Consider the following 26937-nt stretch of genomic DNA (forward strand, 5'->3'; position numbering starts at 1 on the left):
ACAGCGCATGGCGTGTTCAGCGATGGCATGCGGTGCTCCTAGCCTGATCGACCTCCGGTACGGCCCTGGGTGCGGGTAAGGTTTCTCAACCGTTGCCAAGCGGTATCTATTGCAAGCTGCGTTCTTCGAGTCCGATATGCTAACGAGATGCTATCGCACGAACGATCTCCAGCGTAGGCTTCAGGTTATGCAGGACGCACCCAAGTGACCACCAAGGAATTCTCATGTACCTCACCATCATGAAGCCACAAGCGATTCCGCAAATCGCCGTGCTAGCCCGTGGCCTATGGGTCGTTGAAGGCCCTGATGGCCCGGTACTGGTAGTCAAAACAGTCAAAGAGTACATCTTGGCCGCTCAGCAAAGGCGTGAATTGAAGCTATACCTAGCGCCGTACAAGGCAGATGAGACGCGGGGACTCACGCTACTCACTGCCTGCTTTGATGACCCACAAAGTCCACTGCTGATCAAAACCGCACTTATTCCTAGCGACCCTCTCACCGACGCGCTGCAAAGTCTCCCAGACGAGTTCTACGTTTGCTTTTTCGATGAGCACAATCGTGAGCTTTTCGGTGCCAAGGCCCAGGCTAAGCTTGGTCAGCTACGTCGAGATCTCAGTACCCTGACTCCTGTGGGAATGGATCACTGGCCCAAGATGTATGAGCAGGCGGACATGTGGTTCAGCCTCACCACTCATGCGGACGATGCGCGCGCCTTAACGGTGTTTCTTCAGGAGGATCTGTTCCCTTCCGATTATCTGATCACCGACATGACCAGCCAGGACTTTCGGGGCTCTAGAGGCTACTCAAACTTCAAGCTTGAGCGTGCAGAGCCAGGTACTTTCCAGGAGCTGGATATCGTTTACCTACTCCAGCGTGCCTACCCGTCCGAGCGAATCGTCCATGGGCCCTTGAAGGTTTCCGACGGCGAAGAGCTGGCAGACCTAGTGGTTATGGGTAACGAGGTAACTTTGCTGCTCCAGGCGAAGGATAGCCCCAATACACCAGCGATTTTGAACACAAAGCTTGAGCGAAAACGCAAGAAGGCAGCAAGTCAGCTGAAGGATGGCCTTCAGCAGTTGCGTGGCGCTATTTCAACAATCAGGCGAGAGACAAATCCAGCCCTCAAGCTTGTAGACGGCACACCCTTGGACATTGACCTCTCAGCACGCCCCCTTGTGGGAGTTGTGGTGGTCAAAGAGTTGTTTATCGACAACTACGAAGAATACACCGCCATGATTTTGCAATTCATGGACGAGGTGGGTGTCCGGGTCTTGGCGTTTGATTACAACGAGTTTGAGGTCATGACTCGGCACTGCCCTTCGGAAGATGAACTGCTGTCAGCGTTCTTCCAAATTTCCAAATGTGCTGAGGAGAAGCGGATCTATCCCAGACTGCGCTTCACGGATCTGCCGCCACACTAGTGGGGAGGTAGCGAACCTAGCGGTCGGCAGCTCCCCGGCACCGCCATTGGCGATGCCCCTTCTCCTCGACCTGCAAAGCTCTTGTGTCCGGTCAGCGAATGAATAGGCTCGTCAGCAGGTGCTGATGCTCTTCGTCATCCAACGATACGGCTATAATCGTCAATCGTCCCCTGCACTCACCAAAAAAAGCGAGCCAGGAATGTCACAGCGAATGCAATTAAATACAACCTTTTCATACAACCAAATATTTTGGATTAGAAGCTTGCCAGGAAAAGACGTCGGATTGTCCAATCGAATTTTCGACGATGTATCCAGCGCATTCCGCTCGAAAAATCGTGAAATAACACTCTTTGAAATAAATTCAAGCAAAGACCTAACAGATCTACTTGATACTTTAATCTATGAAAGCCATTTTGGACTTAAACCTTTTTTACATTTAGATATGCACGGAGATAAAGGCAAGGGGCTGCACATTGCAAAAACCAATGAATTTGTAGCATGGAGCTTAATTTCCAAAAAGCTGAGAACGATAAACTCAGCAACCGGTAACAATCTGTGCATCATCGGCGCTGCGTGTTATGGCCTTACACTTCTCAAGCATGTAGATCTTAGGGCTCACACGCCTTTTTATATCCTTCTCGCACCCGAGAAGAAAGTTCAAGCCGGGTTCCTAGAAGACAATCTTCCTAAATTTTATGTCGAGCTTCTATCTTCTGGCGTTATTGATGAAGTCTACGAAAAACACCTTGCATCGAGGTTCAATTATTTCCATAGCGAAAAAGTCTTAGCCATTCATCTCGCAAACTATATCAAACTGGGTTGCATCGGCAAGCCGGCAGCTGAACGAAGAGAACGACTACTTACCGAAATGCTCTCAGAAGGAATGGAATATACGAAAGAAAACCTTCAAAGTGCCCGCAAACATCTTAAGGCAGGCCTTAAGCCCAACCAAGAACTTTTAGAACGGTATGCAGCACCTTTTCTCGGCAACAGGACTTGCACTCTCAAAATTGATGAACTGCTTGAGCTATTAGAAAGTTAGGAAATACTAGGCAACATACTCATCACCCGAGTATAAAAATAACAACACCCACCGACAGGTGAGCCGTTTACGGCAGCAAGACGTCAGCGGCACCTAACGGTTCGCGTTGCGGTGTCGAGCTGTTACCTCATGCCACACCGGCTCTCGTCCCAGTCAACCTCCCCCACCGTCCTTCTTGGGGATAACGTGTCAGAGCGTCCGATAGAGAAAAACGTGACACTTGTCACATCTTCAGCAACACCCAACCTTCCGATACTCAGGTTGTTTCTCACCAGATAACTGCAAGCCTCTGTGTCAAAAGCAGAAACACAACGAATTCTCTATACGATTGAATTTAAACGAAATGTATTGATAAACCTGAATCTTGTGCTTGGCTTAAGTAGGTACCAAATGTTGACTTGAACCTTAGCGGAGCGATTCCTGATGAAAAAAACACCATTGCGTCAAGGTATGGTCAACGGGCTGGTCAGTGAGGTGGTCGAGGGCCTGAAGGCGGTTAGGGATAATGCAGAAATCATTGCAGAAATCACCGAGGCCGACCCCGCAAAAGCCTATAAGGCGGCGTTTCAGATAGCCATCGAAGGCGGTGGTGCCGAGGAGCACATTCGCAGCCGCTACGAGGGTTTGAACTGCGCGGAGATTGCGGAAACGTTGGCCAGCAAGCCGTCCCAACCAGCGACTCCAGCGCCTGCCACTCCAGCGTCCCCTCCCAAGGTGACTGACACTGAGAAATGAAGTACAGATGCTCACGATCTAAAACGCTTCCACTCGGACAGCGTCAGGCGGAAACCTAACCTCGTGCCTCATGGGGTTGGGCTCTGCCCCCTCTCCATACCACTACCGAGCCCCTCTGAGCGTCGTGCGGCTCAAGCATGTACAGCGCAACACTTCCTCAAGTGCTTGGCCTACCGTTCGCCGGCATTTGTTTCGACCGACTCACATACCGAGCGGCGTAGAATCGAACTGGGGGTGCTCCATACCAATCGCAAGTTGAGTGAGGTGGGCAGGATGGCGCCCATGACCTCTCCTTAACCCACCTCGACTTTGACTATCGAATCAACAACGCGGTAAGCAGGTGCAAGTGCACCTCATCATCCAGCGACACGGCAATAGATCCAGATCTAGACATTTCTACCTGAACAGGCTTGGAGTCGTACTGATAAGTAATTTTTATCTTGTCGATCGGTGCAGCGCGCCCACCCGTGATTTCCAACAATTTCGTCATCGCATTACCGGTCGAGGCGATATCCACCCGGTAGCTGCTTTCGATATCAAAGGTCACCGCGCCAGACACGATGCGCTTGGCCATGACCCTCGTGAGGCGCTTGTCGGCTTTCAACTGCTGGTAGACCAATGAGATATCTGGCTTCACGATCTCCAGGGCGAATGTTGTCCCGGCTGCAGCCCGGATGAGCTCTACGAACGGTTTCAGATCCTTGGGCGGCGAGCTCATGCAGATCGAATAACGATCTGGCCCCAGCGACTCGAACACCATGTCAAAGCTGATGAACGTCGAGTAACTCGACTCGACCGTCTCACCTAGAGGATTCGTAAACGACTGGGTGATATCCCGTTGCTCGTGATACCGAAAGGTTGCCTTGCCATCCAGGACTTCAAGAACCTCGACACCGATCCGACTCTCGTCGTTGAACGGCTGCTGTCGAAGGCCATGAACAAGGGTCTGAAAGTCAATGCGAGCGGTCAGAACCCACAGTTTCAGCCGCTTTGACTTCATGCCAATAAACTCCTTTCGATGTCATCCAGTGTTTTCTGCGCTGCTTCCTCCAAGCGGATTTTGAGCTTCTGCTCAAACACCGGCTCGGCACGCACCAGATTCTTGGCGTATTTCCCATTGTTGTAGTTGTAGACACCTTTCACGATGTATGAGAAATCACAGTACCTGGACTGGTTACCAAACTGAGCCTCGAACTGAACGATCTCTGAACCTACGAGCTTCTCGCGAGCAGTCCACCGAATTTTCCATAGGTAAAAACCGTGCCCCTCAAGCTCCATCAGCTGCTTGGACTCCAAGACACCTTTGCCCTTCAGTGATGCCTTGTCGATGCGGATAATCTTGTGAACCATGACTTCTGGCTGCGGCCTCGCCAGCTCGGTTTCCGGATCGCCACCCTCGCCCTCATCGTCTGAGTCAAACTCAACCGCATCCTCGATCACCAACGCCTCATCGCTGAGATCCAGGTCATCATCTTCTCGATCTTTAGGGTTGAATGTGGAGACGTCGACGACATCAACCACCTCCATGCCCTTGAGGTTGCGGATCAAACTGCGAAGGAAATTCGTCCTGATGCCGGCATCCGAAATTGCCTCCAGAGAGATAGTTCGGGTCGCCACGTCTTTGTCAGTGACTATCTCGATCTGGGAATACAGCTGATCGGTGATGTCCTTGAACTTTTCGTTCATGGGCCCAGTGATTTTCCAGCCGTTGCCCTGCTTCTCAAGGATTACCTCCGCTGTCTTCTCGACGACCTGGCGGAACTCCGCCTGGCTCAGATCAAGCTTCTGGTATTTGACGGTGAGCTTGAGCTGATCCCCATGGATAGCTACTTCAGCCTGCTCGTGCTGATCATCCACAAGCCACTCCTTGACGGAGGTCAGAGCGTCGGTCAGCTGATCTTTTGTAACCGCCGTGGTGACGACCACATTCGTAGTTTTCTCACGACTGTCACGGCCACCTACCAACAGCGAAAGATTCCGATAATCGTAGTAATCATGGAACAGGGCACTGAACCGATTGGCCAGGAATTTTTTGTCTGACTCATTGGAGATCACGATCCCCCTGGAGAGGAAGACCTTCCGGAGCTCAGCGCTCGTAAGGCTTCGCTGCGTGAGCGCGTCAAAGATCGCTTTGTCGGACGCGAAGTACAGGCTACCCATTCTCATGTCAGTCTCGCTCCCAGCCGATCGCTTCGGGCTTATAGTTCGGAATCGCGTGATTCACGATGTCCAGTTCGATTGCCTGCAATTTCCGCTTGCGATTCTCGTCTTCGCCCCACTCAGTGACGTAGCTGTTGATGGCAGCGTTGAAGTTGCTGAGGATGCTGCTGTGATGGTAGCGATTGGCAACCCTGATCCGGATCTTCAATTCTTTGTTGGCATTAAGGATTTGGAACCTGGACAGGGCGTCAAAGAGGTACCTGAATTCGATCTCACTGCTGCCATCGCGGCGATAGTAGATCAGGTAGCCTTCGCTATAAGTTTCTGTCGGCTTCATGGCCTTTTCGCAGTACGAGATCACCTCTTTGTGGTGGATGATCATGTACGGCGAAGCGATGAGCTCAGCGGTGGCCGCGCGCTCCCAGTATTCGCCACTGGCCTTATGCAAAACGAGGTCAGGATAATAGAAGGTGTAGTTGTCCTTAGGAAATGTCCCTGCCGCTCTGAGGGCATTCACATCGACCTGCAGCGTCTTCAGGTAATTGATCAGTGAAGGTTCGACGATATGAATCTGCTGAGAATCCTTGATGTGCAGGTTCTCGCCCTTGTAGTCCTTGAAGTGATCGTAGAAATTCTTGTCGTACTCGTCGTCGTGGTTGTACACGAACAGCATCCCACGAACCTCATACCTCTCACGCTTAGCCAAGTGATAGCGCGTCTGCCACTCCGTTGAGGCACGGGCACAGTCGATTGTCTTGCCCAAGGATTTCAAGGCCTTCTTGATCGAGTCCAGCGTGATTGAGCCCACCGCGTAGCTCTTCAAATCGGTATGAAGGTAGACGGCTTTATTCAGATAAGGGTCTGCGTACTTGAACACCACGTCAGTCGGATGCGTGTGCTCAGACTTCTTCGAGGGCGCGTGCGTTTCCTTCTTCACACAGGCGAAGTTGAGGTTCGCCGGCCCCTCTTTCTTCCAGCGAAAGAAGCTGAATATCTCGTTGGAAACGAGCTCCGCGAGCCTTGCAATTTTTTCGGTTTCGCCGCCTGACATGGTCGTTCCTGTCACGAAATGAATGCGCAGGAACGAGGTCAGCCAAGGTCGGGGCCTGAGCCGTCTGGGTGCGTCCTGCTATAGATATGGCTTCATGCCAGTACAAAGTATCGCAAAACCTTTGACGTCGCCATGGCGACGGTCAGGGTTCGAGCACGACTGTGTCGAAATTCATCAAATTTGCGCATGGACGCAGAGCCTTGGCATCACGCGGCGCGTTCCATCAGCACAATCGAGTCGTCAGCCGGACTGTTGGAAATATTTACCGGCATGGGCATTCAAGCATGCCTCTATAGCCAGCAAGGGATGAACCTATGCATCTATGAGGATTGGGGAAACGGCGGGAACGACTTTAGAGGCGCCGGAAAATAGGGGGTCGCAGAGAATACAGGCGAAAAAAGACATAAAGAAGCGCCTTGTTAGCACTTTTAGCTATTTCTAATTTTACTGTACAGTCAATACCATCCGGTTCGCGAGATTAAATCACCATACCGGAGCCTTGTCAATATATGCGTAACCCGACGATTGCAAAAGAGCTGAGCCCCCTAGCCCCTCGTCGGCAGAAGGGTAAAAAGCAGCCAGGCCCCGGCGGCAGCATGCAAGCGATGAATAGCCTCACGCTAGTCAAGGGCGAGCCTCCCAGGCTTTACGAGACAGCTACAGGCATACCGTTAGATTTCTACAACGAGTTCACCGAGCACCTCTGGGACGAGATCGGCATCAGCTACGCGCGTAACTCGGTCATCACCTTGGAGAGAGGTGGGCGCGCGCTTGCCGAATTTCTCTATGAGACCGGTGCCCTTTCTGGCCGACTTGACCCTGCTACTGCATCGAAAACCATGCAGCTTTTTCCATCCTATCTCATCGATGGGGCGGACGCCAAAGACCCGATTGTCCGCCAGGCATTCATTCGAACAGGCCGAAAAACGCTCTCCCCCAAGTCTGCGGGCCCATACATCGCAGGCGCCAATCTGATGCTGAGAGTCTGCAGCGCAATCACGTTCGAACAGGCAGAAATGTCCGCCGTCCTAACGGGTCAAGCGCCCCTAGAGCAAGTGAATGAGTTGCCGGAACTCCGTCCCCGGGTGCGCAGCCCTCAGGAATTGGCTCAGATCCACGCCAACACCCTGCAGGTCAAACCCTCTCTTGGCAAAGATGCAAAGAAAACCCAAGGAGGCCTGCGCACGCCCAAGAACAAGAAAAAGCGGGAGGCCAAACATATCGGCATCCCTCACATTCTGCCGATGCTTGAAAACGCCCCGACTCGGCTGGACGGCCTGATCTGGTGCTTTGGACTCGGGAGTTTGAGGGTATCGGAAGCGATGGGGATTCGCCTGGAGGACATAGACGTCCACAAGAGGATCATCCGCGTCGAAGACCCTCAAGGCTTGCGTGACACGACCAACAAGGAAAGCTTCGGCTTCAAGGGCCGCAAGACAGCTGTTGTGACTATGTTCGAGCCGTTCCAGTCGATATTTTGGGAAAAGCTGGCTGAGTACATGGCTGTGCGCCCTTCTTCTGACAGCCCTTGGCTGCTGCTGTCGTTGGATGAAGATACCTACGGTGTACCTCTCTGCGAACTCAATGCCAACAGCGTCAACAGGGCGGTCAATCGCAGCATCCAAGCCACGCAGAAGAAACTGAAGTTCGTAGCGCCTCAAGGAAACTACTCGTCCCACCAATTCCGCCACCTGTACGGCGTGTGGGCACGTAACTATGTGGTGGTGCCAGGCCGACCTAAACCTGGCCTCGACCTGCCTGAGATCCAGTTGTTGATGGGCCATGCTGACCTCAAAAGCACTGAGATCTATGCCGCCGACTTGGGTATTTACACCCTTGTGGAGGTAGATGCTGCAAATGAACTCATCTACCACCGGGGCGCCGGGGAAAGCATTGATTACTACCGTGGCCAAGCCTATGCGCGCCTAAGCGAGCAACTGCTGCAGCAGGGCCCAGAAGCGTGATCAACACCACCGACAACCTTACCGTGCACGGCGACGATGTCCTGCAAAGCGCTCAAGCCATCTTGCAAGAGTTGGCTCAGAAAGCTATGGAAGCCGAGAATGTCGCGGGGAAAGCAAATCCAGAGCTTCTGAGGGATATGCAGGCCAGACACCGTCTGGCCTTATCCATCTTCTTGCGGCATCGGAAAGGTCGGGCCCTGACCTACCAAGAGCTCACTAACCTCTACAGCCTATGCCTCGTACCCGACAAACAGCTCGATCTCGCCATGCCCCTTTATGAGGAGCTCACGGGCGAGTACACGCCAAAGCTGAAAGATGTGAGCGGACTTCGCATCCCTATCCGGGCGATGTTCGTACTCTTGTGGGCGAAGGGACACGTCACGCTCCCCCATAGCTTCAACCTGAGTGGCATATGGGCCAAGTACCCAGAAATGATAGGCATGTCCGAGGGTTTCATTCACCAGATCGCTGGACTCAACGCATCGCATCAGCAGCGCTGCGCTCGCACTTTCCAGTACCGTGTGAACTGGAAAAAGCCTGAAAATATAGTATTTGAAGAGCTGTGGGAGGCAGCGCCTGCAGTTGTAGACAAACAGCGTGAAATAAAGAGCAAGGCAACAAAGGGCAGTAAAGGTTTGGATTTTTCCTACCTAGCTTGGCTTCACCTGTTCGCCAAACAATATCCATCGATTGTAAGCCCTGATCAGGCGCGTCTACTTGAGGGGTATCACGCGCATCTAAGCACGACCAGGATCGAGAAATCGAGTACCGAAATCAAAAAGTCCTATGCGGAGTTCGCAATGCACTGGGGTTCGATCGACCCCAGCCAGTCAAAAAGCGAAAACCTAAAATGGAGAAGATCCCGTTATGCCGCCGGCCTTGATGGCCGCAAGAGGAAGAACAAACAAAAAATTGAGGATAAAATCGCCCGAGAAGGCGCCCAAAACTGGGAAGCACAGAGCGTACTTTCCCCTGAGGAGTATGCAGCTCTGCCTGGCCGCAGGCGGCCTACAAAGGGCGACTATGAATGGGTCGAGAGTTACTACAATACCCCAGAGAATCCTCACATTGAGGACAACTTAGCCTCTTGGGTAAGAGCTGGACAACTGCATCTTGAGCATATCGAAGAGCACCAACCCAAAAGCAGGGCGCAGGAAGTTGGCTACATTCACATCCTGATGGACTACTTGGGCAGGTATTTGCCCGCTTGGCTGAGAAAACACCCGGACAGCGGCGTTGAATTCCCGACTAACATCGAGGAATTCCACCGATCCATATTTTGGCATCGCACAAAAAAAAACACCAAGATCAAAAATCTCAAGGATACCTCGCACCTCGACCTGCCTCTCACACTGATGCAGTTCTACGATCTTAAACGCAGTATCAAAACAAAGTCGCATTTCATTTTTTCGGTATGGCGGTACTTTGAGGTCGCGATAGCAAAAAGTAAAGAATTGCTGCCAGATGGCAGAGCACTGGTCAGTGGCCCCTACACAAATCCGGTTCATCCAAAACTGGACTCACCTGGAAGTGGCCCAGCGGGGAAAAGTGACAAAATCCCCTTGCCCATCGGCTCCATGATTATGGTCGAGGCCTACATGCTGGCACTCGATGCGATCGGGGTTGAACTTCAAAACAAATGCCTGACAGGCTTACTGAGCTTCCAAGACTCTCTGGATCTGAAAAACAGCGTTTGGATTGATCTCGAAAAATACGGAATTTCATACTCCCTCAAGCTGTGGAACCCCGACGACATCTCTGAAACCCTGGAGGTGCCTCTCAAAAAAATCATCAACGCTTATTCGTGGAAAAGTGAGAATTATAAATACGCTGGCCGTGAAATTTACGTCCCATGGCTGTCACAGTTGAGAATGCTCACCACAGCCATGTTTTCTGGGCTACGCCTTCAAAACTGCCAATGGCTGGATATTCGCAGCTTTGACAAATATTATGATGCCTCTCTGCGGGGTAGCCTTAGCAGCTGCATTCTCTACGTCAACACCGATAAAAGCGGCAATAGCCGCCCCGTGTCGCTCCCTTACAAGGTTATGGACGTACTGCTCCAAGAGCGCCACTTTCAGACTAAGCAGTACGGCAAAAAATACAAAGGTGTCTATTACGAAAACGATATCAGCAATGCGAAGAAGTACGGAAAAATCCAACCTCTCTTCCGGAGCCCATGGCTCGATAGCGGCTTGCCGTTTTCTGATCCCTCTTACGCAGCTAAGTGGACGTTGATTCTTCGTGGCTTTCAAGAAATGTACAACAGTTTCGTGCCACCTGAAAGTCGCCATCAATTCGTGGAGCAGACGGCCAGTGGAGATTGGTCGGCAGTACATACACCCCATGCGCTACGTGCAACTTGGATCACCCACCGCCGTATTTATGCATTTCTCGATTACGCCATCATCGGAGGGCAAGTAGGCCATGCCCATCGGTACACATCCGCGCATTACGTAGTGCCGACGCGACAAGAAACGCTCACCCTAGTTGAATCTGCCAACAAAGCAGTGTCTGCGCATGCATTTGCTGCTCTGACCGGCAGACCTCCCAGCCCGTCATCGCCAGAATCAGCGCTGGTCAAAGGCTGGCAAAAGCACCGCAAAGATACAGTGCGCGAACAGCACCTGATTTCCGTACTTCCAGGTATTCTGGACATTGAGGAGACAGGTCTGGACTTGATTGCTAGCACCAAAACTCAGCGCGTAAAATTTCTGGACAATTGCATTTGTGCGTTAGACGGTGATTGCCCTAAAAAATTGATGAATTTCACAAGAAAAGCTCGAACTTGTGGTATCTGCCCTTATGCAATATTCGGCATCGATCACCTACCCGGTCTGAACGCAAAAGTTCGCGACCTAGCCAACCGCGTTGATCATCTTAAGCCAAGGCTTCAGCAATTACACAAACATCAACCACACTCGTCCAATACCGAGATAGTCTACGACGAGCTTTCGCTGAGCGCGTTGGAACTGGCCGGATACCGTCAAGTCGTTCAGATTCTTGAGAAAAACTGGCGGGAAGAGAAGTTTCCGAAAGGGTACATCACTCGTCATCGCGACCTTGCTAATGCTGTACGTCACAGCGTTGATATGGACGACCCGAAACAGCGCGTTCTCTCCATGCTGTTAGACATGTCCCAGTTTCCTGCCTTGGCGTCAGAGCATTACCCGCTAATCCTTGAAGAGATGGCACGTAACCCCGAGTTATTGATAGTTGTCAACCAACCAGTCGACGAAAAAGAGCGCTACATTGGTCAAATTCTTTCAATTATGAATGGTGCGGGTCTTTCATTCGGGGATATTGCTGCGTACGCCCTGAGCAAACCTTCTGCCCTCTCACCCAAAGACCAAGCTTCGATGGCGATGGTGCACTGAGATGGCCAAGCGAGCTCGTGAGACTGGGCCGAACCGACCATGACAAAGAAACCCACCAAAGCAGTGCGAAGAGGAGCGCCTGAAACAGTGAAAGCGCGACGCGGCGCCGCGCAACTCAACGCGACGATTGCTCGAATCAATGCTGCCTTGGAGGTGCTTCAGGAGAGTGGTGACCCCTTCAAAAATATCAGCCAGTTAGCAAAGGAAGTAGCCCGCATTTGCGGCATAGATCGCAGCTTGCTGTTAAAGCGTGGGAAGACATACAGGCAGTGTTTGGAGCGCTATCCGGCATTGCTGGGCGATGGGAGCAGCGCTCCTACCCCGTACAAGATCGATATCGATCCAATGCATCCGGTCATGATTCGAACTGCGCAGTTGGAGGAGGAGAACGCCAAGCTTCGCAACATCGTAGACGACCTGTCGAAACGGACTGTCAGGGCTGCACAGTCTCACGGGGTTGCCGCCAAAGCCAGCGTACCTGAGTACCAACGCGAATACGAAGTGACCTGCCAGCTCGTAGACAGAATCCTCGATCACAAGCCAGCCATTCAGATCGTCGACGACACCCTGACCGACTTCTCGGATGTCAGCGGGATTCCGAAACCAGTTGCGGATTCCAAGCTCATCGCCCCTTACCTCAAATGGAAAAATAGCCGTGCTTAAGTTGAATGATGGTTGTATCGGTGGCGCTGATGCTGAGGACGGCGCTGGAGTTGCTGCTGGCACGGGGGTTGATGTCCAGGGAGGCACGCCGCTTGAGGTACTGCGCGCCATGACGCCGCAATTGGAGTCAGCCAGGAAGCTGCGCCTGGTGGTCTTGGAGGTCATCGAATCAGGTAAAGGCGTGCCTATGCGAGCTGGCAAAATAAACCTCGCATGGCTTGCCGGGACGGTTGGACTTACCAGGCAAGTGTTCTATCCAGGGCGCGGTGGGGAGGAGCTTTCCCAGATTGCTGATCTCTTGCTGGAGCACGTGCGATCCCAGTCGTCCACCAAGCCACATACGCAGTACGACAAATCGCTGGCCAGTTTGCGAACCGAGATTCAGTTGCTCCGAACCAAACTGCGAGAAGCTGAGCAGGCCATACAGTGCGCTGCCTTCCGAGAGGAAATCATTAGATCAGGGAAGATCCTCACGTTCTGACCGGGCTCCTGTCGGGCCCCGCAGGACGCCGATTGGTTCGCCTCTTTGTGGCCCTTTTTTCCTTCTAACCTTTTTAACCAGTGGTGCACAGCCAATGGCAAAGCATTATTTCGTCCGAAAATACACACTCACACTGAGTGGCGAACGTCAATTCCATCTCATATCTCTGGCCACTGGGAACACCTTCAAGGCGACGCTTGATCCATCGCTGATATTTAAACCACTGTTCCCAGGAATGACCTATCGCGCGTCCATCGTTAAGCGCGGGAGAGGATTAGTCATCGCCTCAGTTGCCCTGGTTGCTTTAGTTGCCTCAGACGCCTCAGTTTCCTCCAGCGCTGAAGTGGGATTCGATGAGTGTAAGGCGCTTGCGGGCTTTGTTAGCACTCAAGGTGCGCTACCCCTTTTCGCTGCGCCTTATGGTCTTGGGAACTTGTTGATCGAGACTGGCTTAGCAGAGCGGCGCCGCGTCCGGCAATTGCTTGATCATGAGAGTCGATTCATCTTGGGGAAACATCTTGGCGATGCCCAAACGGCCCAGCTGCAGTTCGCATGGGAGGAATACGTGGCCTTCCAGAAAGCAGTGTCCGGAATCATGCTCCAAGGATTTCCACAGTCCACTGCGGAGCGAATGGTGACGTGCCTGCAAGTAGACGCTGACGCCATCCTGGCCAACCCCCTCATTGCATTGCCGTTTCTTGAGGCCGATGTTGCTCCAGCAGTGCTTTCCGGCTCTGAGTTGATTCCGGGGTTGAGCCATTCATTGGCGCTGCTGCAGTACCTGGAAGCACAGTCCCTGGCGGGCAATACCGTCGTGGAGGTCGGGTCGATTTGTGGAGGTAGTGATGTTGACGGGTGCGAGGCTGTGAACCGTTTCAGGGCAGGTGGGGGGTTGGCTGATGTGCTTGAGGCATTGCGCGAGTGTGAGCGGCATGGCTGGGTTGTGGTGACGGCGGGCCTAGTTCAGCTTCGAAGCAACTACTGCTTGCAGAACGCTGTACGAGACCAACTGACCAGGATCTGCCGCCCGTTTCACCCAGTGTACAGCCAGCGTGAGCTTGAACATGCTTTCAGTCGTTTGGGCGCATTCACTCCCGATCTCTTCGCTCACGACATGCTCGACGAGGTGTCGTTGGCACTGAACTCGCGATTGGTGGTTGTGCGCTATGACGATAACAAAGCAGCCATTGAGTTCATCCAGCAGTACTGTGCTGTCTCTGAGCTCCTCACAAATGCCGTTCCAACATTGGTGACAGCCGCCAGTGCCAGGTGTGTGGCGTCTGAGGATGAATTGGGTTTTGCCAATGTTCCGTTCTACAACATAACCGACGGTACTCATGGGCAAGCAGTCGTTGTCCAGCAGTTCAATCAGCTGCCGTTGTTCGAGATTTTTCAGCTGCTGGCAGGGCTAGGAAACGTGGTCAATCTGATTGCCCTGGTCGACACCACCCTGCCAGCTAATGCAGCTGTCGAGCAGATGTCTCGCTACTTCACAACGGTAGACGTCCGAGTGCGTCGGCAAGGTGCTTTGCCCATCCAGCAGTGCTTTCGGGAGCTTTCTGCTATTGAGGCGCGGATTGACGTGGAGGACGTGCAGCGTATCGCAGTGGTGTGCGATTGCCCAGAGGTCTCGCTGATGCTCAACCGGCGATACAGCTCGGTTCCAGCAGAGACGAAAGTGCCCAAAAAAGGTGATCTGATCCGGCTCTCACCTCGCGGCCTACGGCGCCAGGATGACGCCCTGATTCGCGTTGTGAACGTTAAGCCCGGTGAGCTTTTTATACTGCAATCGCAAAGGTATCGGACGATCAAAGCTGACGAATTTGCGGGGTACTCGTGGGCTGCGGGGTTCGCTCTTAGCCCTCGTGAGGCGAGCGGGTTGGCTCTCCCACCAGTGCTGGTGTTCACCTCTGCTCAAGGCGGTTCTGATGAATGCGGCTCCGGTGGACACGGCTCTGGTGGGGATATGAAGGGGATGGCCTTAGTCAGAAACCTACAGGCGCAAGGGGTTCGCGTGATTGAACACTGCGTGTATGAGATCGAGGGATTTCCGAGGGTTGCGGGCGCTGGGACGTTGCAGCGGATTGTGCCGTTGGTTGAGTGATGCTCTGAGCGAAAGGTTACATTCATTGCATCCTGAGATGAACTTGTAATGTTGAAAATCAGGGGACGACCCGAAACAAGCGGTCGCTGTCATAACAAACCATAATCCCCCTCCTCAATTCAGGCCTCCACACAATCAACAAGAGGCCGTCATTAAAAATCCCTTATCAAAAATAATGCCTATCAACTATTGGCCTGATATCAAAACCCTCGCAATCATCTTTAATAACACTCGGAATAAGCTTCCGGTAATACATGTGCCTCCACAACATACCAATAGCAAACTCCTGAGGCTCGCCCCATTCAAGATGCTCGTTTTCGTTCGTGACATAGACGTAGCCCACCGCATGGGTCACCACTCCGAAATTTTTAGTGAATACATCTTGCATGGCTTTCATTTCACTCCGCTCTCTGCTAAACCGCCTCAGCATATCCTCCTTATCTAGCGGATATAGCTCGTCATCAGAGTCATAGGTGTCGCCAGTATCTTTTAAGCCAAGCATCATCCTAAGATGGATCGCATGCGCCTCTTTCAAAAAGGTAATGTGCCCGTGATTAGAGCAAATATTCCATACACCGAGTATTGACTCATCATATAGACCGCTTTCACTACCAAGCACTCCTACGTTATAGGATTCCGATTTGCACTTTGGCTCTTTGCAGGCAACCTTGAACATGTCATGCGCGTCGCTGAAGTGATTGATTAGATCATAAAACTCGTGCTTAAACTTTTCCACGAGCGCGTAATCGTTGCGCACAATCACTACATTTTCAAAATGCTGCCCTGCTCTTCTAGACCAATTGTAACTACCTGTTACAATAGTGCAATCATCAATAACACAAAACTTATTATGCATCAAATTAGTATAGCGCTTTGTTTTAATAGGGTAAAAATTAACACCACCTATCTTGGTAGATAAATTTTTCTTATTAATCACATCATCATTAAATACTATATCAACCTGAACCCCATTATTAACCAATTGCTGTAGAGTCGACTCAAAGACCTCACTACTTAACCAAGCAACGCATACTCTTACAGACTCACGTGCCTTCCGGAGCTCTTCTTTTATTTTTTCCTGAATATCTTCAAAGTAAGCCTCAGTGGTGATAGTTTCCGGCTTGTCAAAATAGTTGGAATTCACGATCACTTTTCCATGTACATATCGAAAATTTTATATTGCCGAGAATGGTCGACTTCGTACGTTGAAGGATACGTGAAACGCTGCTCTCAAGACACCTAGGCTTGATCACAGTCAACTGATTAGATACTAGATATGCTTTCGGTTCATTTATGCCCGCCCGCGCCTACTCCGCATCTGAGTTCGTGCAGCCATAATCTTAGACCACGCTGTGAGCTGGGAGGGCCTCAAGCTGATCATCCGTCGCACAATCTGACATGCGAATCAGGTACGAAAGGCTCGGCCATTTTGACCAATTAGCAGAATTTCTTGGGAGCGAGAGGCCCGAAGCAAGCAGGTGCGTCCCATCTATTACCGTTAGCCAACCGACCGTCGAGACCTGGCTCCAAGTCAAGCGACCTTGCGGTAGGAAGCCACGACTACCACGATGCAGAGCGGCAACGGTGACGCTCCGTGATCGCATCTGATCTTGGCCTTCCAGTGATCATCCATCGCTCAGGCCATCACACCTTGGTATCGTAACCGTCTGAAGGAGCCGCAATGCCCCTAGATATATGGGATGCTCCCACAGACGCAATGACCGTGAAAATTTTCCATCCCGTGATGAGATTCCGGTATAAAGGGGGAAGGAAGCATCACAGTGCGTGGAGTTCGAAATCAGCCGGCGTCTGTCATGGCAGCTTAACGGTCACACGTAGATTTTATAATTATCGGCTAGACGGCATGGAAACCAAACTCTTAGACCTGTATCAAGCGGCTGTTTTCCTTGAGATATCCCCAGAACTTCTTGTCTATTTCACAAAAAACACCGTGAAAACCGGAGATACCAAGAAGCTCAAGTTTTCTAAAGATGGGGAAAGGTATCTTTTCGACGAGGCAGAACTGAAAAGTTATGATTCCTGGCTTAGAGATCCTTGGCCAACCCCTGCCAACTCCAATCGTCCCAATTTGCCCAAAGCTATTCGAGATGAGATAAAGCTAGAAGCCAGCTTAGAGTGCGCCGTATGCTACAAACATGCCGAATCCTGCGAGGCTGCTCACTTAGAGCCGAGTCATAAAGGCAAATGCAACCACCCTCATAACCTAATCTGGCTGTGTCCCACCCATCATGCAAAATTTGACTATGGCAAGCTTGGTAAAAAAGGAACCGACAATCAGGATATTTTAAGTATAAAGCAATACCTCCGAACATTCAGACGCTTTGTGTGGGAGGGACAAGCTGAAGTAATGCAACGCCTTGCCTTGTTGCTAAAAATCTGCAGCCAGCTCAACACCAGACTTGCACAACCGGTAGGAGTATCGCATACCGCGTTTGAAAACTTAGCGAATCAAGCAATTGCCCTGGTTCCAACGCTGACCAAAAAGTCAGAGGAATCAACCATCAGCCCCTCTTTAGAAAAGCTGTTAGCTGAAATTTCAGATGTAAGCGCGAATCAAGACTCTACTACCAGATCAAAACTTGTAGAAGTTTCGTCATTTGAAGAAAGGTTTCTTGAGGAAAGCGGTCTAGTCAGGTGTCCGCTGTGCGAACACCGGGGATCAACACATAGCTTTGACTGCCCAGTTTGCCAAGGAGATGGCACGATTGATGAAAACATATCCGTTGACCTTAGAGATTTTGATTTGGTCACATGCAAGCTATGCAAGGGAAGTAGATCTTTCAACGGTGAAACTTGTATCGCATGCGATGGTGAAGGAGAGTTTGAGCGCAGGATTGAGGAGCGAATCGATTACTCTCAATATGACTTTGTAGATTGCCCTGTTTGCAAGGGTACTGGTCGCCTGCATGGAGAACGCTGCTTAGCCTGCGACGGCGAGAAGCGAATGATGCATGGACACGCCCAAAATATAGATGTAGCCGTTTATGACTACATAGACTGCCTTCTGTGCAAAGGAAGTGGCAGGCATGACGGAGACACATGTCAGCTTTGCTACGGTGAAAGAGTACTACTTCGGCGGTATGCTGATATGGTCGACCTTTCGCTGTATGAAAACGTAAAATGCCCAGCCTGCAAGGGGAAGAGGAAGCTGTATGGTGAAGATTGCATTGCCTGCAACTCAGAGGGTTGCATGACTGCTGGCCTAGCATCTGAACTGGACGTGTCCCTGTATAGGATGGTCACTTGTCCTCATTGCAAAGGGCAGTGCAGGATTAACCATGAAGAATGCCAGACTTGTAACAGCGAAGGCGAGCTACTGAAGTATTACGTCGAAAAATACAGCTAGCAACTCCCAAATCAAGCCACTCATGAAAAGGTTTTTTGGAAACTCCTGGGGGATAAGTGGTCGGCATTTGAGGGAAAGCTTGATTACCTGGCGATCAACCCTACCTGCTAGCTTTTGGGTGGCCTCGCCTTGGACAAACATAGACCGCTCATCCAGCATGTATCTTGTTCAAAATTTCCGGGATATCGCCATACTCCTCGTACCAAATGACGCTCACCCCTAGCTCACGCATAAGCTCTTCGTTGGTGGCATGGTGTCTTTCAAGGAAGCGCTCAACCACAGCATTTGAGATTTTGAGAGGCTTGCCACTCGCCCCCTCCATAAATTTCTTGGAGGTCAAACGCCGCATGAAAGCGAAGTGTTTGGGCTCCTCGATCGATTTGGACGCAATCTCCAATAGCCGGCGCAGATTCGGATCAGTCAGTGAAAGACCGATCATAAGGCATGAGCTTTCCTTGAAGCTGTTCAACTGTACCAAGTTCGACCAGTGATAGGCGTCACGGTATATCTGATGATAGCCTTCCTCAGAGAAAACTAAGGTGCATCGATCCAGATTGGAGTAGCGCTGCCTATCCTCCGGTAAGAAACCATGCACATGGTATACAGGTAGTTCTTCAGCGCTTGGTGTCTCAAATTCTTCGAACACACTTTTATGTACCAACGAGCGAGAGAGTAGAGCCCTCTCAATGAAATCATCAAAGTTATAGGTCAAAATAGATCTTACGTTGGCACCGGTTCGAGTCGGGGTACATAGCTTCGCGATAGAAGAAATCAGCTCTGATTCGACTAGGAATTTTTTGTCACGCAAAGAATAAAGCTGATGGGTGATCGCATCAACGAACCCTTGCTGTTCTACAGGTGAGCCCACAGCAAGCCCTTTTCGGATATACCTTGCTAACATCAATGTAGACGGCCCATCTACTTCCATTAGCCTGGCGACGATTTCAGACACCTTAGCCGGATCGCCGTGGGGGCCACCGAAATTTTCCTGCGATAGCATAGAAACAAGTAAGGAATTCAGCAGAGTATTCCAGTCAGGCAAACCAGCGCTACTGGATACTCCGGCGCCAAGAGTTAAAGAAAATCTGCCCGCTCGGTATTTTTCAGCAACTGCTTTTACTAACTGATCACGATCTTCCTTCCAGGATCTGACAGTACGCTCCGCAGCCATTTTTAGACGCAGAGAAAACAAATTAGCGGTGAGGGTTTCTGCAGCCTCTTTATGCTTCAGCATCAGCTCGTTGACTTCACTCTCCCCCCAGAGGTAGACAAGGCTGTCCACTCGTGGATTTTCTTCATTGATATAAATACTTTTCTTCAGATCTGATATTTTCGGAGCAATAATCAGCAAACTGTAACCGCGACTAGCATGCCCCCTAAATTTTTCAACGGTAGCATCGAGCTTTGACCGGGAAACAGAAAATACGATTTCCACTACCAGCGGTGAGGAAATTTCACCGATACCACTTGGAGCAATGGCGTCAAAAGCCGAAACATGGCTATCTTGACCCTCAACTTTCTGTCCTAACTGCTCTCCCTCGACCTGTAGGAGTTTGATAATGAATGCTTCTAGGAAAAGATATCCGCCCGATCCATACTGCGCCAAGCGCTCTTCCAGAGTGTTGAGATCCATCTACTCAAATCCTAATTCATGAGGTCGATTGGGCTACGCTGAAGGCAAACTAACACTGACAAGCCGTCACACCAAAGCCGCTTGGAGGGGCTCACGCTACCACAGATTCAGACGCCATTTGTAGCCATTGGCCATCTCTTCGTCGCGCTGCCTCAGTACCTCTGGCAGCTCTGATTGGAAGGGTAATTATGTCGAGCTCACAGGTCGGAGCCGCCGACCAAAAACCGCGACAGGGGCTACAGATCGGACAGCGCTGAGCGAAGGTTGCGTTGCAATTGGCTCCAGGGATACTGTGGTATGAAGGTGCACCGTGGTGCACGGTGGAGAGAACGGCTATCCCCCCATGAAAAAGGGGGCTCAGAGACGAGCGATCACTACACGGATACACGCTTTGAGCCGGAATGTCCAATAAAGGTTCGATTCCCTCTACCCGCTCCACCTTTCTCCTGCCCCATCGTTTTACTAAAATCCATTGAAAAACAGCGAGACAGTCAAGTAGGGCTCCAGCGAAGTGACGCAGCGACAATCTCCCCCGCCGTTCGGGCGGAATCTATGTCCTTCTCATCACCGTCCCGGCTCGCTATCGCGCTCAGGTCCGGCAGCAAAAAATTCATGTATCCACCAAAACGACTAATCTCAAGGCGGCTAAAGCTGTAGCATCCCATCTGTTGGTGCAATAGCACTTATGCATGAGAGAGTTCGACCCTGCCTTCATTGATAACGCCATTCCAGAAAATACTATCAACGAAATTGCAGGTCATGAGAGGGGTGACATAAGAAGCCTAAACCGATATGGTAAGGACGTAGCCGCACGCCAGTGTCCTCACTTGGAAAACCAAACTTCAATCTTCCTGCCATACAGCCATTTAAAGTCCACGAGGGCCTAGCTTCCGTTAAGCACACACTACATAGGAGAGTGTCGCCTGCAAACTCCTGAAGAATAATTTAAATAACAAATACAACTAACCCCTCCCCCCTTAGGAGCGCCCCTTAAAAAGGGACGCCCACGTCTATCAAACATAGAACCCATCACTCAGAGACAAACAACTTCAATGCAACTTCGTTTGTCGACAGCGTATTTAGCACAGAATCTATAAGCTGGAAGGCTTGTAAAGTCTCTGGTGCACATTGTTGCCCACGTCGAATTTGAGCATAGAAATCTTTTTTCGAAAATGCATTGCCAACCACAATCCAAATCTCTTTCTCTACGGCCAAGGACTTACGCCTCCGAGTGATAGTGTCCCATGCATAGTCAATCAACGCGCTATAATCACCACCATTTTTTCTTATGTGTTCTTCGGGAAAAGTTTTGTCGATCAATCGAAGTCTGCTTACGTGATCCGGATGAGCGTTATCGGTCCGCCACGGAGACTTCAACATATTCCAGTTTGCGAAAAAAAGTTGTGCATTTGGTGAGGTTAATGCTTCGAGGTTTTTAACAGCCTGCGTCCCGACCATCGCAAGAGCGCCAGCAGAAGAATGTGGTGCTTCGACGTCTGCACATTTAACATGAATATAGATCAGTTTTGACGGTGTGCTTGCAATAAAGTCGGCCGGTTCCGTCCCTAAGTCTGTGCATAGCAAAAAGTCTAGGTCCGCCACGTGGGGGAAGAAAGGCCCTAGATCTGCTATGGTTTTAGTAAGATCTGCGGAGTCTTTTAATTTATCAATAATGTAAAAAACCGAATTCCCAGGGAAGAGATTTTCAGTAAGCAAAGCCGAATCGCCTTTTTCTTTCAGGCCTTTACATTGCAGCTCTTTAATCGAGTGCAGACACCTGCCGACATGAGATTCCGCGATATCTACACCCAGCTCAGTTGGAAGCCGCATTTTATAGTAGCTGCCGGAAAAATAACTAATCGAATCTTGATACAAAATCTTAACAATATTATCGCTTAATACTTGATCAACTGATTGACCGTACTGATAGCTCTTATCCCCACCCTTTAGCTCAACATTGGTTAGCGTCAACTCGTCTAAAGCATGCAATCTAGGCAACTTAGTTTTTATGCTGTATAAAATAACTACCGATATATGACCCTTACCAACACCAATCGAAAAAAAATTATTAACTGGATCATACTGAATGTAATGGATGTCGTTATCAACGGTAAATCTGTTTTGCCCGCCGGCAAACTCAAGGGGCGTTTCAAATGTGCTTAAGTCCAGTAACAATACAGCAGGATCGCCACTTGGACTATCATTAACAGGTTTAGCAAAAGAGTTCAGAAGAGGACTTGTATTCTTATCTGCATTTTCTATCACTTTATGAATATCATCAATCCAATACGAAAGCTGCGCTAGGCTCATGTTCTTTTTTTTCTGGTCAGAAACCCTACCTGATCCGACACCGAGGTAGTAGCTAGTATCCGATACACCTTCAGGCGTCAGGTTATCTACTAGAAGCGTTGAAATTGCGTAGGCTGCATTAGCTTGAGACGAATTTATCGCCTCAAGATTCCTCCCCCTCCATGAAACCCCTTCAGGCCGATGTTTGGCATCCCCTATCGCAAAACTAGTAGTGCTTTTGGTTTTAAGGCTTTTAGTTCTGGCGGCTAGAGCCAGTATTTGATCCAAAGAAATAGTTGACCCAAGACCAAACTCCGGCTCGAACGCGTAGTTTATGCCCCTACTATCATACACAACTAAAAGATCACCAGCCTCGCGCAAGATAATAACTTGCAAAGCAGGTTCAAAAAACAAGGAATCACTTAGAAACTTTGAGTTACTAAAGCTAACACTCGTTATCACTGAAAAACCCAATGAAAGCTGGGTGGTGACAAGCTCTCCATTCGTCACAAGCTTCCAATATAGAGTATCCACCAGCACAGGGAGTGAAAAGTTAGGCTCTTTATTAATAAAGCAAAGGGAAGCCAGTGGTAACCTCAAACTATGCTCTGGATTAAACTCACTGATATTAAACTTCTTTTTATAGCCCGAATCAAAATAGCTAATTTCTGGAAAAGAGTCTAAATACGACTTCAGGAGCACGGATGTGTCGAGAGACTTCAGAAAGGATGAGACAGCGCCTGGATCACTTAGATATTCGTCAAACTTTATAAAATTACTCCATAGGCGTGTATTAGATCCATTACTGAGATCCAGAACATAAGCTACAAAATCCCCACTCTTGCGAACGACTCTACCAACAGTTTGCACGAGCTCCCTGCCACTGCCTATAGGATAGGTGAGCGCTAGGATTTTGGCATTTGGTATGTCAACTCCTTCATCAAGCTTCCTTTGATGAATTATAACTTGGTAATCAGAGGACTTTAGGGCCTTAGGAACTGCTGATTTGAAATTCTCTCTCGCATCCCCGGTGAACTGTTGATGTATAGCTAAGGTTTTATAGTGCTGCGAGAATATCGCCTCATATTTAGCTATCTCATGATGGTTCTTGCATTTTATTATACACTTTGTATCAGGCTGCTCATTGAGCAGAACCTTAATCCGTTCACTTAGCTCCCCCTCATTAACACTCTCAAACTTCGGACTACATAAAACCTTATGCTCTAATGCGTGCTTAAATGTGTAAATAAAACTAGTTTCCGGTGAAACATCAAATTTAAAAAGGTCATTCCGGTAAGGGGTGGCAGTAATGATTATTTTATGCGCCTTAATTGCTCGCGATATCTTACTCCATACTGGCGACGGCTCCGAATGCCCCTCATCAATAATTATTAGATCGATAGCCTTCGTGAAGGCCTGCAGGGTATCCACATCTGTGGATGAAAGCTTTTGAAATGTAGTGACGTATACCCCAGTATCTGAAACTTGCTTTATTCCTGACCATACCGGTTTTAAAGGAATACTCTCCCGCGGAATCCGCTCTTCAAAAAACTCGCCTGAAAGCTGTTTGAGTATTTGATCCTTTACAGCGGAGCGATGGCAGACAACAAGCACGTTTTTCTTTGAGCTGAAGTGTGCAATTGTGGCTATCACACCGGTTTTTCCAGCGCCGGTCGGAAGGCTGATGAGACAAGAATGTTTTGTCTCGGCACCAGCGAGGTAATTAAAAGCTGACTCAATGCCTTTTTTCTGACCCGTGCGCAGACTTTTCCAGAGCTTGTCGTTAACGAAATCTGAACCCAGCTGCATAACACCTTCCTTAGCAATTAAGACTGCCGGTAAACGACTGTTTTCCGGTACCTCTGACGAGGGTCAACCTAACCTGTCAGGAAATTAGCCTTCTTTTCTGACAGGCCATCCTATTTTCGACATCGTATTCCTACAGGAGAAATGGGCAGATGGCCACTTTTGGTTACGGACGTGTCTCAACGTCATCGCAGGACTCAGAGAACCAGCGACTAGAGCTCGCCGGTGCCGGTTGGGCAATTGACTACTGGTTTGCCCTGCTCAGTGGATCGTCTTCCGACTCGGGCTTGTCGGGCTTGACGGGTTGTGAGCGAAAGCGAAAATGATGGTGGTCCATCTCACCAAAAAAGTCCCCCAGCCCCAGGAACTGGAGGGTCCAGTGAGTCAGTTCGCGCAAGTCTGCGCTTGATACCTCACCTTCGAACAGGGTGTTGGCGCGCTCCCTGACGGTCTTTTGGTCGGTCTCGAACCCTCTGGTCCAATCCTTGCCGGTCAATACCCGCCCAAGAAACCACGCTTCGCTTGAAAGCACGAGGCTGTCATCGACCAGTCGGCCCGCCATCGTGAATTTTGCCGCAAACACGGCTGACTCGCGAAACCTGGGCTCCTGGTAGCCCTGATCGGCGCCGTACATCGCATCGAGCTTCTCGGCAACGAGACGACTGTCGTAAAGATGAGCATAGAGCGTGTGGCTCCATATGCGCTTCTTGGGCAGCGCCTGTTGACTGACGATACTTTCCGGGGTCCACGGAAGCAGCGGACGCTGAATTGACGTGTCATGGATAAACGCTTCGTATCGATTAGCGCGTTTTTTCAGCTTGGGTGCTGATTGTGGTTGCAACAACTCGACCGCATGCCAGTACCGGACGATGCTTTCTTGATCCATCAAAATGACTTCCCCTGACTCACTGATCGGGCCTTTTTAGGTGTTAGAAGGCGCGGTATTGCGTGATAGTAAAACGATTGGGTACCGGTGAATGCAACCCAAACATCGAAGTCATTGCAGTAGACCGGCACTGGCCTTACCCACCCCCGCCTCTCCCGGCACCCGCGCCTTGGCCTCTTGCGCCGAAACCGGCGCCACCAGGTACTGCCGATACTCGCGAAACGCCTGCAAGACAGAGGCATCCTGCGGGCGATAGTCGTCGCCGCTATCCTGTTGCTGATTCGCCACACAAGGCCTGCCGATCACGCTCATGCACACGTTGTTTGCAGCCGTCGAAACCGGCTCGAACAAAGCGAATGCCGTACCTGGCTGATCCGTATCGTTGAACAGTGGGTGGGCTACGTTTTCGAAGTCGTTTCCCTCTACCAGCAACTGTGAAGATGAGGTCCGCGACATGATTGCGCCTTGGTAGGTCATGCGCTGAAAGACGTTGTTGACCAGTTGAGCGCGGATTTGCGCATTTTTCATCCCGCCGGAATGAGGTGCTCTGCCGGAGGTGTCGTGTATGTAGTTTCTCGACAGCGTCAGCGTGTCCTGACTGCCGAGGAACAGCCAGACCCAATAATGATGGCCATCGCAGGTAGACGAGTAAGGCGTACGGCCGTCGAATTCATTGCTGGAAATGGTGACGTGTGAAGCAGTGCCCCAGCCTGTCACGATCATCTGTCTGCCGATCCGCGCAAAGGTGTTGTGATCGATCCACACGCCATCGGCCTTGTTCAGGGTCAGCGCATCGCCGCCCCATACGACATGCGGGTTGATATCCGAAAGGGTCAGGTTACGAACGATCACGTTATGCGCACCGTCGCCAATGAACAGTCCAGCGCCCTGAATGCCTGCCTTGTCGCCAAGCCCGATCAATGTCTTGTTGGAACCGACTTTCAGTGGCTTCAGACCCGCGTTGTCGTAGGTCACCATGACGGGCGGCCTTGATTGGCAGAAGTCGTTGGCACCATTCAGTGCAAGCTGCTCACCACCCTGCGGGCACGGTTTCACGACGCGGCCAGGTTCGGTGGTTGTGGTACTGCCGTTGGCAATCACGCTCGCGCGGAAGTCGAACGTGTGGTCCAGGACAATCACTCGGGGTGTGTCATCGGTGCAGGCCCCGTGTGAGTCATGCGACGAGCAGAGTGCTGATCGAAGTTCATCCAGCGTGGAGGGATGCACGGCAGCCGCGGAGCCTCCGCCGGTCACGCCCTTGGCAAAACCTTCAGGTATGTCTGCTGCCCACAGGCATTGCGCTCCTGACAGGAGCAGAACCAGAGTGGTGGCGATCTTCAGACAGCCGCTTTGCAAAAGAGAACGCAGGGGCGTCATCGGTTGAGCTTCCAGTCATGCCCGCGGGAATCGCGGGACAATCTGGATGCTAAACGGACTGCGGCCTGGCCTGCTCCGCTTCCATGGTGTTGGTCAGCCTACGTTCAGGCTCCCTCGCTCACGAAAACACCCGCTCCATCCTGACGCTGTCAATCCCGCGCCCATGCCCGTCGATATCGACCGAGACCACGGCAAAGCCCAGGTTCGAGTAAAACCCCTGAACATGCTGGCTGGTATCGATAAAGGCTCGGTTGACGCCCGGTAATGCCTGCATGCGTTGCAGTCGGGCCTCGGTCAGAAACCTGCCAAGGCCGCTGCCGTGGCGGTCGCTGATGACCATGCCCCAGGTCAGCTCTGCCACTTCAGGGTCTGACAACACCAGGTATCCACCGCAGGCGACAACCTCGCCGTCACGCTCGGCTACGAAGTACTGGCCCAAAGGGGCCATCAGAAAACGGGCAAATTGCTCGCGCTCCGCAGGGTCGAAGTAGCGCGGGACGTTGGTGTCGAAGATATCCAGACATCGCTCACGATCTGCAAGGGTGTACGGACGCAGCATGTCCATGACAGGGGCCTGTTTT

18 protein-coding genes and 1 pseudogene are annotated in these 26937 nt (G+C 50.9%); 10 read left to right on the forward strand and 9 right to left on the reverse strand.

Annotated elements, in window-relative coordinates:
- Positions 1–224 precede the first annotated feature (224 nt).
- From AC54XV_RS20910 to AC54XV_RS20920, 3 genes are all read left to right on the forward strand, one after another.
- Positions 225–1421 (forward strand): hypothetical protein, encoded by a 1197-nt coding sequence (locus tag AC54XV_RS20910; RefSeq protein WP_330750736.1) that lies wholly within the window; start codon positions 225–227, stop codon positions 1419–1421.
- Positions 1422–1545: 124 nt separating this feature from the next.
- Positions 1546–2463, forward strand: coding sequence for a hypothetical protein (locus AC54XV_RS20915; RefSeq protein WP_496717201.1), 918 nt, complete (start codon positions 1546–1548; stop codon positions 2461–2463).
- 423 nt (positions 2464–2886) lie between these two features.
- Positions 2887–3198: a hypothetical protein gene (locus AC54XV_RS20920; RefSeq protein WP_057420018.1), complete on the forward strand. Its 312-nt coding sequence runs from the start codon at positions 2887–2889 to the stop codon at positions 3196–3198.
- Between the two features lie 313 nt (positions 3199–3511).
- Here the strand turns inward: AC54XV_RS20920 and AC54XV_RS20925 are convergent, their stop codons facing one another.
- The 3 genes from AC54XV_RS20925 to AC54XV_RS20935 are packed head-to-tail and all read right to left on the reverse strand — an operon-like array spanning position 3512 to position 6409.
- The gene (locus tag AC54XV_RS20925; protein WP_060409127.1) at positions 3512–4198 is read right to left on the reverse strand and encodes a hypothetical protein; all 687 of its coding nucleotides are present in this window, start codon (positions 4196–4198) and stop codon (positions 3512–3514) included.
- Positions 4195–5358, reverse strand: coding sequence for a hypothetical protein (locus tag AC54XV_RS20930; RefSeq protein WP_496717202.1), 1164 nt, complete (start codon positions 5356–5358; stop codon positions 4195–4197). The genes AC54XV_RS20925 and AC54XV_RS20930 overlap by 4 nt, the downstream gene beginning before the upstream one ends.
- 7 nt (positions 5359–5365) lie before the next feature.
- The gene (locus AC54XV_RS20935; RefSeq protein ID WP_496717203.1) at positions 5366–6409 is read right to left on the reverse strand and encodes a PD-(D/E)XK nuclease domain-containing protein; all 1044 of its coding nucleotides are present in this window, start codon (positions 6407–6409) and stop codon (positions 5366–5368) included.
- Between the two features lie 596 nt (positions 6410–7005).
- On the opposite strand from AC54XV_RS20935, the gene AC54XV_RS20940 reads away from it, so the two are divergent.
- The 5 genes from AC54XV_RS20940 to AC54XV_RS20960 all read left to right on the forward strand — a co-directional run bounded on the left by AC54XV_RS20940 (position 7006) and on the right by AC54XV_RS20960 (position 14998).
- Positions 7006–8373, forward strand: coding sequence for a tyrosine-type recombinase/integrase (locus AC54XV_RS20940; RefSeq protein ID WP_330750732.1), 1368 nt, complete (start codon positions 7006–7008; stop codon positions 8371–8373).
- Entirely contained in the window at positions 8370–11750 is a 3381-nt protein-coding gene (locus tag AC54XV_RS20945) for a site-specific integrase (protein WP_496717204.1), read from the forward strand. The genes AC54XV_RS20940 and AC54XV_RS20945 overlap by 4 nt, the downstream gene beginning before the upstream one ends.
- A gap of 39 nt (positions 11751–11789) precedes the next feature.
- Complete coding sequence (locus AC54XV_RS20950; protein ID WP_496717205.1) at positions 11790–12413, forward strand: hypothetical protein; 624 nt, start codon at positions 11790–11792, stop codon at positions 12411–12413.
- Between the two features lie 109 nt (positions 12414–12522).
- The gene (locus tag AC54XV_RS20955) at positions 12523–12894 is read left to right on the forward strand and encodes a hypothetical protein (protein WP_060409153.1); all 372 of its coding nucleotides are present in this window, start codon (positions 12523–12525) and stop codon (positions 12892–12894) included.
- Positions 12895–12988: 94 nt separating this feature from the next.
- Positions 12989–14998, forward strand: coding sequence for a hypothetical protein (locus AC54XV_RS20960; protein ID WP_496717206.1), 2010 nt, complete (start codon positions 12989–12991; stop codon positions 14996–14998).
- A 166-nt stretch (positions 14999–15164) separates the two neighbouring features.
- Here AC54XV_RS20960 and AC54XV_RS20965 read toward each other — a convergent pair whose 3' ends face one another.
- Positions 15165–16142 carry a phospholipase D-like domain-containing protein gene (locus AC54XV_RS20965; RefSeq protein ID WP_496717207.1) on the reverse strand — a complete coding sequence of 326 codons (978 nt, stop codon included), beginning with the start codon at positions 16140–16142 and terminating at the stop codon, positions 15165–15167.
- A 720-nt stretch (positions 16143–16862) separates the two neighbouring features.
- On the opposite strand from AC54XV_RS20965, the gene AC54XV_RS20970 reads away from it, so the two are divergent.
- The gene (locus AC54XV_RS20970) at positions 16863–18365 is read left to right on the forward strand and encodes an HNH endonuclease (protein ID WP_496717208.1); all 1503 of its coding nucleotides are present in this window, start codon (positions 16863–16865) and stop codon (positions 18363–18365) included.
- Positions 18366–18513: 148 nt separating this feature from the next.
- Here the strand turns inward: AC54XV_RS20970 and AC54XV_RS20975 are convergent, their stop codons facing one another.
- Entirely contained in the window at positions 18514–19998 is a 1485-nt protein-coding gene (locus AC54XV_RS20975; protein ID WP_496717209.1) for an SIR2 family protein, read from the reverse strand.
- Between the two features lie 542 nt (positions 19999–20540).
- On the opposite strand from AC54XV_RS20975, the pseudogene AC54XV_RS20980 reads away from it, so the two are divergent.
- Positions 20541–20678 (forward strand): annotated as a pseudogene (locus AC54XV_RS20980) (hypothetical protein); the annotation flags it as partial.
- A gap of 349 nt (positions 20679–21027) precedes the next feature.
- Here the strand turns inward: AC54XV_RS20980 and AC54XV_RS20985 are convergent.
- The 4 genes from AC54XV_RS20985 to AC54XV_RS21000 all read right to left on the reverse strand — a co-directional run bounded on the left by AC54XV_RS20985 (position 21028) and on the right by AC54XV_RS21000 (position 26921).
- Positions 21028–24096, reverse strand: a complete 3069-nt coding sequence (locus tag AC54XV_RS20985; protein ID WP_058822871.1) for a DEAD/DEAH box helicase — start codon at positions 24094–24096, stop codon at positions 21028–21030.
- 241 nt (positions 24097–24337) lie between these two features.
- Positions 24338–24979, reverse strand: coding sequence for a hypothetical protein (locus AC54XV_RS20990; RefSeq protein WP_235595646.1), 642 nt, complete (start codon positions 24977–24979; stop codon positions 24338–24340).
- A 111-nt stretch (positions 24980–25090) separates the two neighbouring features.
- On the reverse strand, positions 25091–26356 hold the full coding sequence (locus AC54XV_RS20995; RefSeq protein ID WP_496717210.1) for a pectate lyase family protein: 1266 nt from the start codon (positions 26354–26356) through the stop codon (positions 25091–25093).
- Positions 26357–26474: 118 nt separating this feature from the next.
- On the reverse strand, positions 26475–26921 hold the full coding sequence (locus AC54XV_RS21000) for a GNAT family N-acetyltransferase (protein ID WP_058822873.1): 447 nt from the start codon (positions 26919–26921) through the stop codon (positions 26475–26477).
- Positions 26922–26937 lie beyond the last annotated feature (16 nt).

It is taken from the genome of Pseudomonas fragariae (ex Marin et al. 2024) (assembly GCF_059621105.1).

Excerpts from the sequence above, each read along its gene's own strand:
- AC54XV_RS20910 (WP_330750736.1), top strand. The coding sequence starts at position 225 with ATGTACCTCACCATCATGAAGCCACAAGCGATTCCGCAAATCGCCGTG.
- AC54XV_RS20935 (WP_496717203.1), bottom strand. The coding sequence starts at position 6,409 with ATGTCAGGCGGCGAAACCGAAAAAATTGCAAGGCTCGCGGAGCTCGTT.
- AC54XV_RS20990 (WP_235595646.1), bottom strand. The coding sequence starts at position 24,979 with ATGGATCAAGAAAGCATCGTCCGGTACTGGCATGCGGTCGAGTTGTTG.
- AC54XV_RS20925 (WP_060409127.1), bottom strand. The coding sequence starts at position 4,198 with ATGAAGTCAAAGCGGCTGAAACTGTGGGTTCTGACCGCTCGCATTGAC.
- AC54XV_RS20930 (WP_496717202.1), bottom strand. The coding sequence starts at position 5,358 with ATGGGTAGCCTGTACTTCGCGTCCGACAAAGCGATCTTTGACGCGCTC.
- AC54XV_RS20955 (WP_060409153.1), top strand. The coding sequence starts at position 12,523 with ATGACGCCGCAATTGGAGTCAGCCAGGAAGCTGCGCCTGGTGGTCTTG.
- AC54XV_RS20940 (WP_330750732.1), top strand. The coding sequence starts at position 7,006 with ATGCAAGCGATGAATAGCCTCACGCTAGTCAAGGGCGAGCCTCCCAGG.
- AC54XV_RS20970 (WP_496717208.1), top strand. The coding sequence starts at position 16,863 with ATGGAAACCAAACTCTTAGACCTGTATCAAGCGGCTGTTTTCCTTGAG.
- AC54XV_RS20920 (WP_057420018.1), top strand. The coding sequence starts at position 2,887 with ATGAAAAAAACACCATTGCGTCAAGGTATGGTCAACGGGCTGGTCAGT.
- AC54XV_RS20975 (WP_496717209.1), bottom strand. The coding sequence starts at position 19,998 with ATGGATCTCAACACTCTGGAAGAGCGCTTGGCGCAGTATGGATCGGGC.
- AC54XV_RS20950 (WP_496717205.1), top strand. The coding sequence starts at position 11,790 with ATGACAAAGAAACCCACCAAAGCAGTGCGAAGAGGAGCGCCTGAAACA.
- AC54XV_RS20985 (WP_058822871.1), bottom strand. The coding sequence starts at position 24,096 with ATGCAGCTGGGTTCAGATTTCGTTAACGACAAGCTCTGGAAAAGTCTG.
- AC54XV_RS20995 (WP_496717210.1), bottom strand. The coding sequence starts at position 26,356 with ATGACGCCCCTGCGTTCTCTTTTGCAAAGCGGCTGTCTGAAGATCGCC.
- AC54XV_RS20960 (WP_496717206.1), top strand. The coding sequence starts at position 12,989 with ATGGCAAAGCATTATTTCGTCCGAAAATACACACTCACACTGAGTGGC.
- AC54XV_RS20915 (WP_496717201.1), top strand. The coding sequence starts at position 1,546 with ATGCTCTTCGTCATCCAACGATACGGCTATAATCGTCAATCGTCCCCT.
- AC54XV_RS21000 (WP_058822873.1), bottom strand. The coding sequence starts at position 26,921 with ATGGACATGCTGCGTCCGTACACCCTTGCAGATCGTGAGCGATGTCTG.